At 44.2% G+C, this 18,984-nt stretch carries 18 protein-coding genes; 2 read left to right on the top strand and 16 right to left on the bottom strand.

Translation table 11 applies throughout. The features are described from left to right. Nucleotides 1–14 precede the first annotated feature (14 nt). Both F7D47_RS10360 and F7D47_RS10365 read left to right on the top strand, forming a co-directional pair. Nucleotides 15–1,103, top strand: a complete 1,089-nt coding sequence (locus F7D47_RS10360) for a restriction endonuclease (RefSeq protein WP_153085798.1) — start codon at nucleotides 15–17, stop codon at nucleotides 1,101–1,103. 246 nt (nucleotides 1,104–1,349) lie between these two features. Next, on the top strand, nucleotides 1,350–2,000 hold the full coding sequence (locus tag F7D47_RS10365; protein ID WP_153085800.1) for an ATP-binding protein: 651 nt from the start codon (nucleotides 1,350–1,352) through the stop codon (nucleotides 1,998–2,000). Nucleotides 2,001–2,167: 167 nt separating this feature from the next. Here F7D47_RS10365 and F7D47_RS10370 read toward each other — a convergent pair whose 3' ends face one another. The 16 genes from F7D47_RS10370 to F7D47_RS10445 form a co-directional block, all read right to left on the bottom strand. Then, nucleotides 2,168–2,317, bottom strand: coding sequence for a hypothetical protein (locus F7D47_RS10370; RefSeq protein WP_006847038.1), 150 nt, complete (start codon nucleotides 2,315–2,317; stop codon nucleotides 2,168–2,170). A gap of 823 nt (nucleotides 2,318–3,140) precedes the next feature. Beyond that, complete coding sequence (locus tag F7D47_RS10375) at nucleotides 3,141–4,898, bottom strand: ATP-binding protein (protein WP_153085802.1); 1,758 nt, start codon at nucleotides 4,896–4,898, stop codon at nucleotides 3,141–3,143. A gap of 209 nt (nucleotides 4,899–5,107) precedes the next feature. After that, entirely contained in the window at nucleotides 5,108–6,001 is an 894-nt protein-coding gene (locus tag F7D47_RS10380) for a YitT family protein (protein ID WP_006847040.1), read from the bottom strand. Nucleotides 6,002–6,157: 156 nt separating this feature from the next. Beyond that, the gene (locus F7D47_RS10385; protein ID WP_006847041.1) at nucleotides 6,158–6,343 is read right to left on the bottom strand and encodes a DUF4250 domain-containing protein; all 186 of its coding nucleotides are present in this window, start codon (nucleotides 6,341–6,343) and stop codon (nucleotides 6,158–6,160) included. A gap of 153 nt (nucleotides 6,344–6,496) precedes the next feature. Further along, the gene (locus F7D47_RS10390; RefSeq protein WP_118081960.1) at nucleotides 6,497–7,948 is read right to left on the bottom strand and encodes an NADH-quinone oxidoreductase subunit N; all 1,452 of its coding nucleotides are present in this window, start codon (nucleotides 7,946–7,948) and stop codon (nucleotides 6,497–6,499) included. 15 nt (nucleotides 7,949–7,963) lie between these two features. Further along, the gene (locus F7D47_RS10395) at nucleotides 7,964–9,463 is read right to left on the bottom strand and encodes a complex I subunit 4 family protein (protein ID WP_153083865.1); all 1,500 of its coding nucleotides are present in this window, start codon (nucleotides 9,461–9,463) and stop codon (nucleotides 7,964–7,966) included. A 33-nt stretch (nucleotides 9,464–9,496) separates the two neighbouring features. Further along, nucleotides 9,497–11,452, bottom strand: coding sequence for an NADH-quinone oxidoreductase subunit L (nuoL, locus tag F7D47_RS10400; RefSeq protein ID WP_022120138.1), 1,956 nt, complete (start codon nucleotides 11,450–11,452; stop codon nucleotides 9,497–9,499). A 6-nt stretch (nucleotides 11,453–11,458) separates the two neighbouring features. Further along, complete coding sequence (nuoK, locus tag F7D47_RS10405) at nucleotides 11,459–11,767, bottom strand: NADH-quinone oxidoreductase subunit NuoK (protein ID WP_006846356.1); 309 nt, start codon at nucleotides 11,765–11,767, stop codon at nucleotides 11,459–11,461. Further along, entirely contained in the window at nucleotides 11,764–12,291 is a 528-nt protein-coding gene (locus F7D47_RS10410; RefSeq protein WP_118085634.1) for an NADH-quinone oxidoreductase subunit J family protein, read from the bottom strand. The genes nuoK and F7D47_RS10410 overlap by 4 nt, the downstream gene beginning before the upstream one ends. Before the next feature lie 15 nt (nucleotides 12,292–12,306). Continuing rightward, nucleotides 12,307–12,837 carry a NuoI/complex I 23 kDa subunit family protein gene (locus tag F7D47_RS10415; protein ID WP_006846358.1) on the bottom strand — a complete coding sequence of 177 codons (531 nt, stop codon included), beginning with the start codon at nucleotides 12,835–12,837 and terminating at the stop codon, nucleotides 12,307–12,309. Nucleotides 12,838–12,871: 34 nt separating this feature from the next. Further along, entirely contained in the window at nucleotides 12,872–13,957 is a 1,086-nt protein-coding gene (gene nuoH / locus F7D47_RS10420; protein ID WP_006846359.1) for an NADH-quinone oxidoreductase subunit NuoH, read from the bottom strand. A gap of 2 nt (nucleotides 13,958–13,959) precedes the next feature. Next, nucleotides 13,960–15,531: an NADH-quinone oxidoreductase subunit C gene (locus F7D47_RS10425; RefSeq protein WP_153085804.1), complete on the bottom strand. Its 1,572-nt coding sequence runs from the start codon at nucleotides 15,529–15,531 to the stop codon at nucleotides 13,960–13,962. Nucleotides 15,532–15,550: 19 nt separating this feature from the next. After that, a complete protein-coding gene (locus F7D47_RS10430) occupies nucleotides 15,551–16,276 on the bottom strand; it encodes an NADH-quinone oxidoreductase subunit B (RefSeq protein ID WP_119236368.1) in 726 nt (241 codons plus the stop codon). Next, on the bottom strand, nucleotides 16,267–16,617 hold the full coding sequence (locus F7D47_RS10435; protein ID WP_022120133.1) for an NADH-quinone oxidoreductase subunit A: 351 nt from the start codon (nucleotides 16,615–16,617) through the stop codon (nucleotides 16,267–16,269). The genes F7D47_RS10430 and F7D47_RS10435 overlap by 10 nt, the downstream gene beginning before the upstream one ends. A 1,005-nt stretch (nucleotides 16,618–17,622) precedes the next feature. Beyond that, nucleotides 17,623–18,249, bottom strand: a complete 627-nt coding sequence (locus F7D47_RS10440) for a deoxynucleoside kinase (protein WP_117587062.1) — start codon at nucleotides 18,247–18,249, stop codon at nucleotides 17,623–17,625. A 43-nt stretch (nucleotides 18,250–18,292) separates the two neighbouring features. Next, nucleotides 18,293–18,910, bottom strand: a complete 618-nt coding sequence (locus F7D47_RS10445) for a deoxynucleoside kinase (RefSeq protein ID WP_022121469.1) — start codon at nucleotides 18,908–18,910, stop codon at nucleotides 18,293–18,295. Nucleotides 18,911–18,984: the final 74 nt, after the last annotated feature.

Consider the following 18,984-nt stretch of genomic DNA (forward strand, 5'->3'; position numbering starts at 1 on the left):
AAATATTTTATTGTATGATGAACGATTTTCAAGTAAAAAGTAGTCGATTACATTTTGAAGATTTGGAACCATCTATGTTTGAAAAGATGATTTTAGAAATACTTGACTTTTCAGGTATGTATAAAGATATTCGTCACTATGGCAAAAAAGGCGCTGATCAGGGCGTTGATATTTATTGTAAAGAAAAAGATAGTGGCCTAACATGTTTTGTCCAATGTAAGCGCTATAATAATTTAAAGAAATCACAACTTTGTGCGATTGTTGATAAAATTATTGAAGGGAATAAAAATACTGATGGTCAAAGCTTATTGGTGGTAACATCCTGTGAGGTAAGAAAAGAAGCTTACGAGGATTTTGATACTTACGCTAAAGTTAAAGGTTTCTCAAAGGTAGAAATATGGGGTGAGTCAATTTTGACTTCCAAGTTACACCAAGAAAAGTATAAAACTATAAAGGAGAACTATTTTGGCTCAGATATAGGCAAAGAAGAGCTTGCTCGAAAAAGAATAGAAGCAGCAAAACTTGGTGAACAGTTAGTTAATCAAAGCCTATTGCGTAAATTCGTAAAGCTGACTAATGAGGATAGATATCATTTGTTAGAACATCCTTACGATAAATTTAAAGTCTCCAAGGTGATAATTCGTTCTATATACGATGAAGATTATCCAGATACTGATGATGAGGGAAAACATGATTCCTGGTTTAAATCTTTCCCTTTTAATATATATCATGATGGTATCCAGATGAAAATAGCTCCTTGGATATCTGAAACAATTGTCATCTATCCATGTGGAGAATGGATGCTCAAAAGCGAATTTGATAAATGTAAATATGATGGCGAATATATGGAACTTAATGTTGATATCATAGGTAATATTCCTTACTCGTACATTGCAAATATCAAAGAAGATGGAGGTGAATATTTTGATTGTCCGATTATATTTTGCGCTTTCAATGGGAAGTCGGGACCATTTATCAATATATGGTATGACTTTTATGACAGAGAAATGCATGCGCACATACGTTTTGAAAAGAGTAGAAAACGAGCATTGATTACCGAAAACGACTATTGGCGTTTGAAAAGAAAATATGGTTTAAAGTAGAGAAGATGTTTCTTCTCCTTGTATAAAATAAACAGAGGGAGTATAAGCTAACTTTTATTGTTACACTTTATACTCTCCTCTATATTTCTTTGCCATCTTCGGTTTCTCCGTGGAGACGATTTGAGTTTATGGTATAACGATATAAGGTTCCGTTTGCTTCTTTCCGTCCTGATTGGGAACCAACGTTATAGCAACCATCTGACTTACGACGGTACGTGGGAAAATAACTTGTTCAACTTCATCCGTATGGTCATTTCGAAACTGACACGTGATTTGCCTCATCCTTTCAGTATGAATGGTGTAATTCGGAGAGACGATACTCTCCAGGCTAAGGCTGTACGTGAAACTGTTACAAACATGGTTATCCACTCTGATTTCATGGTAAATGGAGTTCTGAAGGTTGAGAAATTTGACGATAGTTTTGTGCTAACCAATCCAGGACTTTTGAAATTACCAATCGAGCAAATTTATAAAGGTGGAGAGTCTAAAGCACGTAATCAGCGCATACAGAACATGTTCCGCATGATAGGCTTTGGCGAAAACCTGGGTTCCGGCTTTCCTCTCATACTAAGTGCTTGGAATGAAAAGCATTGGCTCAAGCCTGAATTATTGGAACAGCCAGATCTTTTACAAGTTAAATTAACTTTGCATATACAAAATGAGCCTGTAAATGAGCCTGTAAATGAGCCTGTAAATGAGCCTGTAAATGAGCGACAGCAAGCCTTTCTTTCTACAATGAAACAAAATCCATCTATAACAAGAGAGAATTTGGCTAATAAGCTAGACGTTTCTATTGCAACATTAAAAAGAGAGCTTACTTCGTTAAGAAAGAAAGGCTACATTTCACGTAGAGGAAGTGATAAAAATGGGCAATGGATAATACTCAAAAATCAGTAAGATATAATAAATATCCCCCAACCTACTTACTCTAGTGGATTGGGGGATTTTGTTTTTATATAGATATCAGTAACAACCATACTTGATATGGGATGGGCATCCAAAAGGACTGCTACCCTTTCATATAGGGAGAATTGGCATTTATTCTATCTAAACTAATTCTTTCATTACAAGACATTAAATCTCACAGGCTCCTCGCCTGTACGTAATTTGTAGTCTTCATAAAGCATCTTCTGCATCTTGTCAACCATGGCTTTCTTTGTGGCCTTGGCAGATTTCCAACGTCTAAGCGCCTCTTCTCTTGTTAATTTATTCATATCCAATCCTCCATTATTAAATTATGAGCATCCCAAATGTCCGCTCTTTCTAAATTTCATTCTACCAGATTAAGCATTCAAGAACTACTATCGGGAAGAATACGACTGCAAAGATACGGATTATTTTTGAAACTAAAGCATCTTTATCCTAATAAAATGCAGATAAATTTTATTTTAGCAACACGGCTGCAAAGAAACAGTATCTGGTAGAGTATAGTGAGAAAATCGTGAGGGATAACCCCAAATCGTGATGGATAGCGTGAGGGATATTTCCGTTTTTGAAGTATCTATCACGCTATTCAAGTGTCTGTATATTAATATATTAAGATATACAACACATACAAATCGTGATGGATGATAGATGATTACATAAAATTAGTTCATATGAAGGCTGCGCTGGGTTACGGATATGACTGCATCGGGTTACGAATATGACTGCATCGGGTTACGAATATGGCTGCATCGGGTTACAGATATTACTGCGTAAGCTAACGGAGACGTATCTGTAAGCTTATCGAGACGTCTGCATTAGCTAACTGAGACGTCTGAACTCGCTTACTGAAATACTTGAATTGTCTTACTGAACTACTTGAGTTGCTCGACTGAACTACTTGAGTTGCTCGACAGAACTACTTGAGTTGCTCGACAGAACTACTTGAGTTGCTACCCTTCCACTGGACTTACCGAACCCAGACTTGCTCTTTTGGTAAAGTGAGGGTGTGTCATAAGTTTATGATTCACCCTCTTGACTTTTCCTGATGCACAAAAAAGCACGGAATATTAAACTCCGTGCTCATTGAGCACTAAATTTATTCTACATCTCTCAACATACCACTTCCTCCATCCTCACCAACTTACCTGCTACAAACTGCATGATGATTTTATGGAGCGTTGTACCCTGGCGCAGCGCCTCGACCCTTGGAGCTGCGGCATATCGCTTGATTTGTTCCTCAGCCTCTTGCCATTGTGCTTCTGCCTTAGAAAGTTTGCCATCCTCTGGCTTTGACTCGTAATCTTTCTTCGACAACACCTTCAGCTCCAGGATATAACTATGCTTCGTAGCATAATGAGTAAGATTTGGCAAAAGGAAAAAATCACAATAGCCATGGTTCAACTCTAGCTCCGGTGCGGTATAATAGTAATTGTTCAAATTCAGATATGCCATGAAGAAACCTTGAAGATTGCGCTCCGATTCTATGCCGTCACGAACTGACGATACCTTGGAATAGGCATCTGCCATAAACTGTAATCCTTCACGCCACTTACCCTCAAGTGCCATGTAAGTAAACAGAATTTTCATCTGGTTCAAGTCAACAAACTTTTCCTCCTGATATTGCTCCAACAAATAGCCATAGTATTGTTTACGAACATTATTGTTTGGAATACCCAATATCATCATATCACCAAAAGTACCCTTTATGGTAAGCATACCATAATAGAACAACAGACTGGTGAATGTTTGAGGATTAGTCAACCTACTGGCAGGAAATGTCTCTTCCAGGGTTGTCACAATCTGCCCCGTCTCAGCTATCGTGCGGATAACACCTTTGCGATCGCCATCCAACTTATCCAACTGAAGAAGTTTCTTCATCTTGTTGTAGTCAGTCATCGTGTTTGGATCTATCATCTGCTTTGGAGCTTCCCCCCTATCTATATAATTTCGGAGATAATAGATGACCATATCACTATTGAACACCTTACTCTGAGTATGCAGAGCATCCTCAGAAAAACAATAGTTATCATACCAAGGTTTCATCTCGTCTATCATCGCCTCAATATCGCTTGCTGCAGGAATACCTCCCACTTCCTTGTAATAAGCAAACATCTTGCGTACTTCCTCCATAGAGAAGCCCAACATCTGATTGAACTCTGGCTTGGTGGAGATATGCCAGCCAATATTGAACCCACTCGTCACATCGTCCAAGGTAACAGGACTGACACCTGTGATGAAAATACGTTCAAACATACCCTTGAACTTCTTGAAGACATCACGGTAGAAGCCATCGGCATGGGTGATTGCCCAATATACATTCTCACCCTGCTCATTGAGCACGGTATTGGTGAAATTGTCATATTCATCGATGATCAGATAGAGAGGAATGCCCTTGGCTGCAGTCTCATCCTGAAGCAAAGCCAGTTTCTCCGTACCTGAATCCGACTTAAAGAACCTCTCCTTAAAATCTGCCAGATAAAACTCTTGGTAAACTCGCATGAAGCCGTCTAATTTAACACGAAGATACATATTGAAGTTTTCCTCCAACTTTTCGATACCACCACCCACATACGAGAAATCAAGGTGAAGAATCTGATACTTCCCCTGTAAAGGAGTAGGATGCTTACCTACCCATAAATCACCAAAAAGAGTTTGGAATTTCTCTTTTTTGCTACAGTCATAGTAAGCATGGAGCATACTCAGGAATATGCTCTTACCAAACCGGCGTGGACGAATGAAGAAGATGTTACTAGGTTGGTTTTCCAACAAAGGCAAATACATCGTCTTATCCACATAATATTGATTTTGCTCTATAACAGCCTCAAAGTCATTGACGCCGTAAGGCAAACGTTTCATATTCTGATTCATGATTGCTCCTTTTAATATTTTACCTTTGCAAAAATAAGAAATTTATCTGAATATGCCAAAGAATCTGTCTGTCTTTTCTTTGTATTGCTAAAAATTATTGGTATTTTTGCAATATGAACCCTATATAACCTCCTAATAGTTGAATTGATTTGCTGGCTATGGTGATTTTTTCGAGACTCGTTTGTTATAACACAAAAAAGCACGGAATATTAAACTCCGTGCTCTTTTTTGCTTTTATATTTAATCTTGTCAAAACCTTCACCATACACACCGATAACGGCACTCTGACTGACAAAGGCATGGGGATCAATCTCGCTGATAAGACGGAAGATAGCAGGTGCCTGACGCTGCTTGGCTAACACGAAAAGCATCTTCACATCCTGACCGGAATAAAAACCGCTGGCATTCACCACCGTTACTCCCCTATCAGCATCTACATTGATGCGCTTGCCTATCTCCTCATACTTCTGTGAAATGATAAAGAACTGTACGCTTCGTCTTCTGCTGTTTACTACCTGGTCGATGCAGAATGCCTGAACGCAAAGAACTACATAACCATATAACACCTTCTCCCAATCGTGTACCACCAGATAGCTGGAACTGATGATGAAGATGTCGCATATCATAATCACTCTACCTAGAGAAATGTCGCGATACTTGTTGACGATGGCTGCGATGATATCCGTACCACCCGTACTTCCACCAACCGAGAAACCGAGTCCGATTCCGCAGCCACAGAAAACGGCACCCAGGAAAGCAGCCCATAAAGGTTGGTTTTCCAAAAGATGAAAATCACCTAAACGGCTTGAGAAGAAAGAGGTCAGGATGGTTACTACTATAACGGCATAAACAGTCTTGACACAGAACTTTGCTCCCAAAATCTTGAACGCACATATTAATAAGGTGGCGTTGACGATAAAATACGGAATTTGCACAGGGCAACCCGTTGCCCAATAGATAATACTGGAGATACCAGGAAGTCCGCTTGCTGTTACATTGGTTGGCAAGAGGAACACGTTCCATCCAATAGCGTAGGATATCATACCTATCGCAATCAAAACATAGTCTTGTACAGACTTCCACAAGGGTCGAGGAGGAGTCATAATTAATTAATAATTTACAATTTATATTTTTTTAAAAAGCTTTTGCCCTTACAGGGCGTTTTTAAATGCAATTATATTTACCCAGGGTGTTGCCCTGGGCTAGGAGCTTCTGCCCTTATAGGGCGTGCTGACTATACATTTCTGGGCGTGTGGGTTTTACCAGAATTTCTTCTGCTGCTCTGACCACTCAAATCCTTGGGTAGCCATTTGGGCTTCTAATGCCGCACGGTTCACATTGAAGTGATTACAAATCTCATCGAGTGTTTCAAACTCGTGGTCACGAAGCAGGAAGTTGATGGCGCTTACGAGCATCGGAACATCATTCATTGGTAACTTATCCATCCTTTTTATATTGATTAATTAATATTTATTATTGATTACTTGAGGCACCATGCCTCTTTCGGGGTGCAAAATTACTGCAAAATTCAGACAATACCAAAAAAAATCCCAGCAATCTTTTACCGATTGCTGGGATTTTTATAAATTATTGATGATTTACGCATTCACTGCAACTGAAATCCAGTCGAAGACGAATGAGCAAATACCGAATGCTACGATACCTACGGTGCAGATTGCAAGCGCCAACTTGGTTGAGCATGCGCTCTGGAAAGTAGGAAGCGGATTATCGCTGTGCTTGATGAACATAGCCTTCACGATGAGCAGGTAGTAGTACAAGCTGATAACTGTGTTTACCAATGCGATGAATACTACGCCGTATGCCCAGGCTCCCAATGTGGTGTGGATGTCGTGTGTACCAACTGCTGCCATGAACACGAAGAACTTCGAGAACATACCGGCGAATGGAGGAATACCACCCAATGAGAACAATGCCAAGGTCATCAGGAATGCCAGACGTGGGTTGGTCTTGTACAAACCATTGTAGCTGTCCATCTGAACAGTACCGTTGTTGTGCTCCTCAATAGATGAGATGATGGTGAAGACACTCAGGTTGGCTACTACGTAAATCAATACATAGTAAGTCAGGGCGCTCACGCTCATCGCTGAGTTACCTACCACTGCCAACATGATGTAACCTGCCTGAGAGATAGAAGAGAATGCCATGAAACGCTTCAGGTCGCTCTGACGGATGGCAAACAGGTTGGCGATAGTGATAGAAAGTACAATCACGATGTAAAGCAATACGGTCCAGTACTCTACCATTGGCTGGAACACCTTCATGAGGATAGCGCAGAGAGTAAACGCTGCAGCACCCTTAGATACTACTGACAGATAACCTGTAACTGTAGTTGGTGCACCCTGATATGAATCGGCTGTCCAGAAGTGGAAAGGAACCAAGGAAATCTTGAAACCGAGACCACTGAAGAAGAATACCATACCGGCGATGGTCAATGGTGATGCTGAGATAACCTTTGCTACATCATCGAAGTACAAAGTACCACAAGCTGCATAGAGCAGAGAGATACCGTAGATCATCACGCCACTTGAGAAAGTAGCGGTAAGGATGAACTTAGCACCTGCCTCAGCAGAATTGTGACGGTACTTATCGAATGCTACCAAGCAAGCCATTGGCACAGATGCCATTTCGAGACCGAGGAAGAACAGGAGGAAGTGGTTGGCACTAACCATCATGTTCATACCGAGCAAGGTAGAGATAATCAGCATATAGAACTCACCCTCCTTGAAGGCTGTGTCTTTGCGGCTCAACCACTCCTTAGCCTGTACCATCACGATGAGGGTACCCAGCGCCAGGATAGTCTTCAAGACACCGGCAGCAGGACCTGTTGTGTACATGCCGCCAAATGCCTCTGTGGCTTCTGTTGGGAAGATATTGATGGCAATATGAGCCACCATCAAGAGACATACCAGAGGATTGAACCACTTACGGTCTGCGCTCTTGGAACTGCAGAAGTCAGCAATGAAAGTGATCAACAGAACTACCATCAGGGTAGCTTCTGGAATCATATTTAAAAATTGACTGTAATTCATTTCTTCTGATATTTATTACATGATTACACTAAAGATAGGACCGACAGCGTCCATGATAATCTTCTCTGCCCAGAGTGGGAACATACCGAGACCTGCAACGCAGGCGATAAGACCTGCTACAGCGATACGCTCGTCCCAGGTAGCATCGTGAAGTTTCTCCAACTTAGGACTAGGAACCTTCTGATAAAGGATCTTACCAACACAACGCAGGATGTAAACCGCTGTTACTACGATAGAGGTACATGCGATGATGGTACATACACGATGGAACATATCTGCATTCTGGAAGGCACCTACAAAGATGGTCATCTCGGCTACGAAACCTGAGAAACCTGGCAAACCGAGGTTAGCCAAACCAGCTACTGCATAACCTACAGAGAGGAATGGAATAATCTTCATCAAACCACCCAGATAACGTACGTCACGTGTACCAGCCTGATGATAAATCATACCGATAACGGCGAAGAAGAGGGCGGTCATCAAACCGTGAGACAACATCTGGAGGATTGCACCAGTAGCGGCTGTCTCGGTCATCATACAGAGAGCGAAGAGCACCATACCACAGTGAGATACTGATGAGTAAGCGTTGATGTACTTCAAGTCGGTCTGTACACATGCTGACAAAGCACCATACACGATAGAGATGGTAGTCAGTACGAGGAACACCTTGATCCAGAATCCGTGAGTAGCAGCTGGCAAAAGGAACATGGCGATACGGAAGCAACCGTAACCACCAAGCTTCATCAATACACCGGCGTGCAACATAGATACGGCTGTTGGCGCACTGGCATGACCATCAGGAGACCATGTATGGAATGGGAACAGCGCACCAAGGATACCGAAACCGATGAAGAGCAATGGGAAGAACACGTTCTGCACGCTCTCTGGAATCGCATGAGCACCATTAGTATGGTGAGCGATATCGAGGATTTCGAAGGTCTGAGCACCACTGTAGAAGTAGATACCCAGGATACCGATAACCAAAAGGGCTGAACCACCCATCAACATCAAAGTCAACTTCATGGCTGAATACTCCTTCGCACCACTACCCCATACACCGATGAGGAGGTACATAGGAATCAGCGCAACCTCATAGAACATGAACATAGTGAACATGTCGATAGAGATGAAGAAGCCATATACACCGATGCTCAGGAGTGTGAACCAGAGGAAGTATTCCTTCTTCATTGGCTCCATCTGCCAGGAAGCAAATGTACCGGTGAACACGATGATAGAAGTCAGGAGAAGCATCACCACTGAGATACCATCCACACCGAGTGAATAGTTGATGTGCAATGGTTCAAACCAAGGCACACAGTAGGTGAAGAGCATCGGAGCTTGGTCGGCTGGCATTGTCTCACGAGCTTCGAGAAATGCAAACACCAAATAGATGGAGAGACCGAGCAATACGCTGGCACCTGCTACCATCACACCACGAACCTGCTTGTCGTTGCGTGCCAACCAGAGGCCGAGCAACATCAGGAGTGGTACTATGACGAATATACTTAAATTCATTTCTTTTCTATTTACTTAATTGTGAGACTTTCATTAAAGAAGTGCGAGCAGGCACAATGTCAATGCTACGGTACCGGTGAGGAACCAGATAGCATAGCTGCGAACATCACCACTCTGCCATGGGCGGATGGTTTCACCTGCCTCCTGTGTACCCCAAGCCATGAAGTTGAAGGTACCATCGATAACGCGACGGTCGAACCATGCGATTGGCTTTGAGAAGCAACCGAAGACAATCTTGTGGGTGAAGAACTGCCAAGCATCGTCGATATAGAAACGGTTCAAGGCTGCCTTGTGCAACTTAGGCATCTTCTTAGCCAAAGTGTCTGCCAATGGAGTCTTCTTAGGAGCATACATGTAAGTAGCCAGACCGATACCGATGATAGCAACGATAACAGAGGTTGTTGCCACACTCATGTCGATATGGATATCGTAGCTCTGACCTGTTGCAGATACGAAGTGACCGAATGGAATCAAACCGCAGAGGCAAGAGATGATGGCGAGGAATACCAATGGACCCCACATCACGAAAGGAACCTCCTGTGGCTTGCGACGGTTCTCAGGATCAAGCTCATAGTAGCTCTGTCCCCAGAAGATGACGTAGTAGAGACGGAACATGTAGAATGCTGTCATACCGGCAACCACTGTCATGAACCAGCCCATGAATGGAGAGAACTGGAAGCAAGCTGAGATAATCTCATCCTTTGACCAGAAACCTGCGAATGGAGGAATACCTGCAATCGCCAAGCAACCGATGAGGAAGCAGATGTTGGTAATAGGCATGTACTTGTGCAAACCGCCCATGTAATCCTTGAAGTTGCTGCCGATGATGACGATGATGGCACCAGAGCAGAGGAAGAGCAACGCCTTGAACATAGCGTGGGTAAACAGGTGGAAGATACCAGCCATATAACCCAAACCACCATGGTGGTTATCTACTGCGAAGCAAACGCCGAGAGCTACGAGCATGTAGGCAATCTGAGAGATAGTAGAGAAAGCCAGACCACGCTTGATATCACGCTGGCAGCAAGCTACGGCTGCTGCATAGAATGCGGTGAAGGCTGCAATGTAAGCTACATAGTGCAATGTCTCAGGAGCATACTGTACCCAGATTGGGAAGAGGCTGGCTACCTGATATACACCGGCTACAACCATAGTAGCGGCATGAATCAACGCAGAAACAGGAGTTGGACCCTCCATAGCATCTGGCAACCAGATGTGCAATGGGAACATCGCACTCTTACCGGCACCACCGATGAACATGAGGAACAACGCTGTTGGCATTACCCAAGCAGCACCTGCCAAAGCAGAGTTGAGCTCTGGCTGAGCATTCAAGTCATAGTTGAAGGTTCCTACATAGAAGCTGTAGAACAGGATACCGATGAGGAAGAAGAGGTCAGCGAAACGGGTTACGATGAACGCCTTCTTGCTGGCATGAACTGCAGCATGCTTTGGATAGTAGAAACCGATGAGCAGGTATGAGCAAACACCCACCAACTCCCAGAACAGATACATCTGGAAGATGTTGGTAGCTACTACCAAGCCCAACATTGACATGGTGAAGAGACTCAGGTAAGCGTAGAAACGCTGCATACCCTTCTCGTATTCCTCAACCTTGTAGTTCTCATCACGCTCTGCCATATAGCCGAAGCTGTAGATGTGAACCATGAAGCTGACGGTGGTAATCACGATGAGCATCAATACGGAGATTGGGCTCAGACGGAAACCGATGTTGAAGGTGAGCAACTCAGTAAACTTCAACCATGTGAAATTAAATACGGTAACAGTTGGGTACATACCTGTTGAGGCATCGCGACCCACTGCAAAGAAGTACTCGTATGCTGTATAGACAGACATCGCGAATACACAGCCCATCAATACGGTACCGATGAGTGCTGCTACCGGTCTTTTCATCTTCATACCCACAAGTCCCAGAACCAGGAAGCTCAGGAATGGCAGAAGAAGTATCAAAAATGCATAATTGTATTCCATTGTCTTTTAGAATTTCATGTTTTCAATACTGTTCACCTGGTCACTGTGATAGTTGCGGTAAACGTTGATAATAATAGCGAGCGCTACGGCTGTCTCGGCTGCTGCTACTCCGATAGAGAACAATGTGAAGAAGAAACCTTCCAACTGTCCTGGGAAGAGGATGCGGTTGAACACAGCGAAGTTCAGGTCGGCTGCATTCAATACAAGCTCGATGGAGATGAGCATGGCAACGAGGTTACGGCGTGTACAGAAGCCATAGACTCCGATGAAGAACAAGAGTGCTGAGAGCACGAAGAAATATTGTACTGGAATCATTTCTTATCCTCCTTTCTTGCGATTAAGATACCACCGATGATACATGCCAACAGGAATACAGAGATAAACTCGAATGGCAATACATAGCCATACTTGTCAGCACCTACCAGTGCAGAACCTACCTGATCCATTGGCACCTCGGTGTCGGCTACGGTTGCAGCCATATCAATAAAGTGATTCTTCAACACGATGACTGCCAAGGTTACGAAACCAACGAGGCAGACGAGTGCGCGACCTACAATCTTGCTACCCTTGACATGCTCCAAAAGACCCTGGAGAGTACGCTTTGATACCAACTGGATAGCGAAGACATAAAGCATAGTGATACCACCGGCATATACAGAAATCTGAGCTGCACCCAGATAAGTATAGTCGAGCAGGAAGAACATGCCTGCTACACCGAAGAGTACGAACAACAGGAAGGTTGCCGCACGCATGATGCGCTTGGTGAACACGCACATGATGGCTGAGCCAAGGATGACTACTGCCAAGATGACGAACATAAATAAATTTGCTGTTATCATTGTCTAAAGTCCTCCTTACTTAGTCTTGGTGTTAAACTTACCGATTTCCAATGGGGCACCACCATCGATGAGGTTTGGAAGGCTACCGCCCTTATAAACCTCCTTGTCAAGGTGCATCACCAACTTGTTGCGGTCGAAGACTGCATTCTCGAAATCGTTGACAAACTTGATTGCACCGAAGTTACATGCGTTCACACAGAGCTCGCAGAACATGCAGTCGCCCAAGTCGTACTGGTAATCTACCAGCTTGCGCTTCTTCTTGCCTGTCTCTGGGTCCTCCACCATCTCGGTTACGATCTTGATGGTATCGTTAGGGCATGACTTCTCACACAATGTACAACCCACACACTTGTAAGCCTCGTTCTCATCACGAACGAAGACCAGGCGACCACGGAAACGTGGAGATACGTGGAGTGTAGTCTTGCGGTTCTCAGGATACTGCTCTGTGCTCTTTGGTGTGAAGTACTCCTTCATGGTAGTCTTCATACCGATAGCGAGGGTCTTCAAACCCGCTGCAATACCGCCGAAATATGAATTGTTAGACATACTTTCTTATTATTATAATAATGTGTATTAAAGATTATCCGTGGAATCCGAATGCTACGCATACTGTCATCAAGATCAGGATGACCAGTGACAATGGCATCAGATACTTCCACTCCAACTTCAGAATCTGGTCGATACGCAGACGTGGGAATGTCCAACGTACCCACATCAGGAGCCATACCACAGCAAAGGTCTTACCGAAGAACCAGATGAAACCTGGGATGAGGTTCATCAGATTGTCGAAGCCCTCGATACCGATGTTCAATGGCGCCCAACCACCGAGGAATACGGTAGAAGCGATACCAGAAATCACGAAGAGGTTGAGGTACTCTGCCAGGTAGTAGAAACCGAAGCCCATACCAGAATACTCAGTGTGGTAACCAGCGGTCAACTCACTCTCAGCCTCAGCCAAGTCGAAAGGACCACGGTTTGCCTCAGCATTACCTGCTACGAGGAATACGAGGAAAGCCAGGATAGCTGGCACATGACCCTTGATAATCAACCAGTTCCAAGCACCAGTCTGTGCCTCTACGATACCACTTACCTGCATGGTGCCGGTAAGAACGACTGCAGAAATCAGACAGAGACCGAGAGACATCTCGTAAGAAATCATCTGTACGGCACCACGCATGGCAGATACCACAGAGTACTTGTTGTTAGATGCCCAACCTGCGAGGAACACACCCAGCACGCCGATAGAACTTACGGCTGTGATGAGGAATACACCTACGTTGAAGTCAAGAATATGAGCTCCCTTGTTCCATGGAAGGAATGAGAAAGTACCTACAGAGGCAATGATCACGAGGAATGGTGCCATGTAGTAGAGCAGCTTGTCGGCTCTATCTACAGCGAAGATCTCCTTGATCAACATCTTGAGCACGTCGGCGAATACCTGGAAGATACCCCAAGGACCTACACGCATAGGGCCGAGACGGCACTGGAAGTAGGCACACACCTTACGCTCCATGAAGATAAGTACGATAGCGATGAGGGCGTATGCTGTCAAAATACAGATACCCACAAGCACGCACTCAATCAGAATCGACAGGAAGTCGCCCAGGCCCAAGGTCTGGCGAAGCAGATTGTCGATGAATGTTGTTACTATACTAAAATCAAACATAATTATCTATCAATATCAGGGATTACGAAATCGATTGCTGCACCTGTAGTGATGAGGTCGGCGATCTTCTGACCACGGAGCATTGGATCCAAGGCTCCTGTGAGTGAGAGACCCATCGGACGCATCTTCATACGGTATGGACTCTTGTCACCCTTTGAGTCGAGATATACACCAAACTCGCCGCTGGCACCCTCTACAGAGAAGTACCACTGTCCCTCTGGAACCTTGATGATTGGCTTCTGCTTGATGTAGTACTCACCCTCTGGAATGTTGTCAATCAACTGCTCGATGATGTCCAAGCTCTGATACAACTCCTGGATGTGTACATAGTAACGATCCATTGAATCGCAACCGGTAAGGGTGATTTCCTTCCACTCTACCTTGTCGTACATATCGTATGGATGACGCTTGCGGGTATCGTTCTTCCAACCTGATGCTCTGCCGGCAGGACCGGTTACGGCATAGTTGATACAATCCTCATAGTTCATTGGACCTACGCCTTCGAGACGGTTGTGAGTAATCACGTTGTCACCGAATACGTCGAGGTATTCCTGAATCATCGGACGGAGATACTTGCAGAGGGTCTTTACATTCTGAACGAAGTTAGGGTCGATATCTGCCTGCAGACCACCGATACGGTAGTAGTTCTGGATCAGACGACCACCGGTTGTCTCCTCCATCACGTTCAATACGTGCTCACGGTCGCGCATACAGTAAAGGAATGCAGTCAAGGCACCCAAGTCCTGTGCGGTACAGCCGAGGTACAACAAGTGTGAGTCGATACGCTGCAACTCATCCATAATGGTGCGGATGTAGCGGATGCGGTCTGAGAGTTCGATACCCATAGCCTCTTCGATAACGCCTACCAATGCGTGGCGGTGCATCATCGCAGAAAGATAGTTCAGACGGTCGGTCAATGCCAAGGTCTGTGGATAGGTCATGTTCTCCCACATCTTCTCGATACCACGGTGAATATAACCGAGGTGTGGATAGATGCGCTTCACGGTCTCACCATCGATAACGGTCTGCAATCGGAGCACACCGTGGGTAGATGGGTGGTTAGGACCAATGTTGACAACATAGTCGTTCTCATCAAAGCGACGCTTCTCTGTAGCAACAAGATGGCCATCTTCGCTCAAGGAATACTCCATGGTGAAGTCATCCTCTGGCTCATCAGTACAAGGGAACTTGTTTGCATCAGGACTCATATCGAAGTCCTTGCGCAATGGATAGCCCTGGAAATCGGTGCGGAGGAAGAGACGGCGCATGTCTGGGTGACCCAGGAACTTGATGCCGACGAAATCGAATACCTCACGCTCCAGGAGGTCAGCTACCTTCCAAAGGTTAATAACTGTAGGAATCACATCACTGCCATCCACCTTCTTGGCGATGGTCTTTACCGAGCAGCGCTCGTTGGTCTGAGTATTCTCGAGAATATAGATACATCCGAGACCTTCCTCACCGAAGTCTTCACCGATGATGGTAATAAGGTAGTCGAAATGCTTCTCGTTCTTCAACTTCGCCATTTCAGAGGCGAAATTATCAAAACTCAATTCAATATTATTCAGTTTCATGTTCTTATACCTTATTATATTAATCAGTTAGACCTTTCTGAGGGTCGAAATCCTCAGGTACTTCAGTTACGATGATAGGCTCCTTGTGTCCGAGCTTCTCGCTGTCAGAGAGGTTCTCGTTGCTCAAGCCGCGAAGACCACCCTTGCTCATAGAGAGTTCCTTTTCATTCTGAGTCATCTTGTGGTTAGCACCACCGAAGAATTTCTCAACCTTTACCTTACGCTGCAACTGCATCATACCATAAAGGATAGCCTCAGGGCGTGGAGGACAACCAGGGATATAAACATCCACAGGAACCAACTCGCTGATACCACGAACCACATTGTAGCTCTTCTTGAACGGACCACCAGAGATGGCGCATCCACCTACAGCTACCACATACTTAGGCTCAGCCATTTCATCGTACAAACGTTTGAAAACAGGTGCCATCTTATTGGTAATAGTACCGGCACACATGATCAAGTCAGCCTGACGTGGAGAGTTACGGGTTACCTCGAAACCGAAACGGGAGAAGTCGTAACGCGCACAACCTACAGCCATAAACTCGATACCACAGCAAGAGGTACCGAAGGTCAAAGACCAGAGTGAGTTACTGCGTCCCCAGTTAATGGCAGCATCGAGCGAACCGACTACCACGTTAGCACCACCCTCATTGAGCTCCTGCGCAATCTTTTCGAGGGTGTCATTGTCCTTAAACTCGTCGTAAGGAATACTCTTGATAGAGGCTCTTTTGTTTACTTCCATTCCAATGCTCCTTTCCGCCAAGCATAAGCAAGGCCAAATACCAATACCAACAGGAAGAACCCGATGCTCACGAGAGCCATAGATCCAAACTGCTTAACTACGACTGCCCATGGGTAAAGCAATACTGTCTCGATGTCAAACATCAGGAAAAGGATGGCGAAGAGGTAGTAGCCGATGTGTGATGGCAACCATGAGCTGCCACGAGTCGGAATACCGCACTCAAAAGGTTCACCCTTTACCGGATTGTATGAACGAGGACCGATCAACTTCGCGATGACATAAGCAGCCACCACCAAGGTTACAGCCGTCAGCAAAACGGTGATAAATAGTGTAAAGTTCATAAATTTGTTATAACGTTATTTTATATAAATGCTTCTAAGCGGTTGCAAAGGTAACACTTTTTTCTGAAAGAGCACATTTTTTTATGGTTTAATTTACATCTAAAGTGAAAAAACTCAAAAAACAGCCTGATTTCATCAGTTAACAGACAGTATTAACAAAGGTTCGGAAACAGCTAAAACGAGCGTATTTTGTAGCAAAAAGGAACAGAACAGTAGGAATTTTTACCCAAAAATTCATCCGCTTCGACATTGTTTCCGGCACAACTTTCATCGCCTCTCCTACCCTGTATAAGAAGGATGAGAAAGAGATTATCTATAATCTCAATGGCCAGCAAGTAGATAAGACCTCAGCTCAAGGCGGCATCTTCATCTCCCGCCAGAAAGGAAAGTTCTATAAAGCATCCGGTTCTTCCGGAGGAAGGAGATAGTTCTGCTGGCGTATTCAGATGTTTGAATAAGCAGAAGATTATGATTGAATAAGCGTATTCAGATGTTTGAATAAGCGAAAGAATATGATTGAATAAGCGAAAGGAGACGTTTCTTTGGGTTCAAAGAGACGTCTCTTTTAGTTTTAGGAGACTGCTTCCCGAGTTGAAGGAGACTGCTTCTCGAAGGTTGCCACTAGGCTCAGCAGCTCTACTGAGCCTAGTCAGCAGCTCTGCCGACTGCAGTCAGCAGCTCTGCCGAGCCTAGTGACAACACCTTTTAATCGTACAACTACAACCCTTATAGTTGTACAACTATAAACCCTTTAGTTGTACAACCATAAACCCTTTTGTTGTACAACCATAAACCCTTTAGCTGTACAACCATATACCTTTTAGCTGTACAACCATAAAACGCAACCCCGCCAGGCGTTCCTCCTTTGACGCCTAGCGGGGTTGCCCTTTTTACTTTTTTACCTTATAATAAGGACTTGGGGGACTAGCGATGGAATCGCTAGGAACGGGGGGCGAAAGGGGGTTAAGGTTCTTTTTACCTTTTTACCCTTTTACTTTTTTACTTTTAAACCTCCTTTTCAGCAAACAGGCCGAAGAGCTCAGCATCTATCAGGTCAGTAACCTTTCGGAAATCTTCCGGATTCTCTCCAAACTCCAGATTATCACCATCGATGATGATGAGGCGACCTTTATAATCCTTGATCCAATCCTCATAACGCTTGTTCAAACCCTGGAGGTAATCGATGCGGATGCTCTTCTCGAAATCGCGGCCACGCTTCTCGATATGCTTCACAAGCGTAGGAATGCTACTCTTGATATATATCATCAGGTCAGGAAGTTTCACCAGACTGATCATCAGATCGAAGAGATCGGTATAGTTTTTGAAATCCCTGTCGCTCATCATACCGATATCATGAAGATTAGGCGCAAAGATACGCGCATCCTCGAAGATGGTTCTATCCTGTACGATGGTCTGCTCTGAACGTGAAATCTCCACAACATCATGGAATCGTTTGTTCAGGAAGTAAATCTGAAGATTAAACGACCAACGTTCCATATCCTTGTAATAATCAGCCAGATATGGATTATTATCTACCGGCTCGAAATTAGCTTTCCAGCCATATCTCTTGGCAAGCATCTTGGTTAATGTTGTCTTGCCGCTACCTATATTTCCTGCTATTGCTATATGCATCTATGTCAATGTTGAATGTTAAATGTTGAATGTTGAATTGGGCTTAAGAGAACAGCCCGAAGAGCTTGGCATCTATCTTATCTACGATTTCACCAAACTGCTTGGGATTGTGCTCGAAATCGAGATTATCAACTTCTACGATGAGCACCTTGCCCTTATACTTGTTCATGATGAAATCTTCGTAAAGATTGTTGATACCTTCCAGATAATCCAAAGGCATCTTCTGCTCATAATCACGACCGCGCTTCTGGATATTCTTCACGAGGTGAGGAACTGAAGAACGGAGATATATCATCAGTTCAGGCATCTCCACCACTTCCATCATCGACTCGAAAAGCTCCATATAAGTCTCGTAGTCGCGCTGGTCCATATTGCCCATCTTTCGGTTGTTGGCCGCAAAGACATAAACACCCTCAAAGATGGTGCGGTCCTGGATAACCGTCTCTTTACTGTGTTGGATTTCCAGCAGATTCTTGAATCGCTGCTTCAGATAGAACACCTCCATATTGAGAGCCCATCGCGAGATATCCTTGTAATAGTCATCGATATAGGGGTTTTCAGCCACGGGCTCCAAGTACTGTTTCCATCCATAATGTTTAGAAAGCATCTTGGTGAGTGTTGTCTTGCCACTACCGATATTTCCTGCTATTGCTATATACATTTATTTTTAATGTTTAATGTTGAATGTTGAATGTTGAATTTTTGATGCGATACCACCCTCAATTCTACATTGGT

Origin of the sequence: Segatella copri (assembly GCF_009494835.1) — a bacterium.
Classification (GTDB): Bacteria; Bacteroidota; Bacteroidia; order Bacteroidales; family Bacteroidaceae; genus Prevotella; species Prevotella copri_F.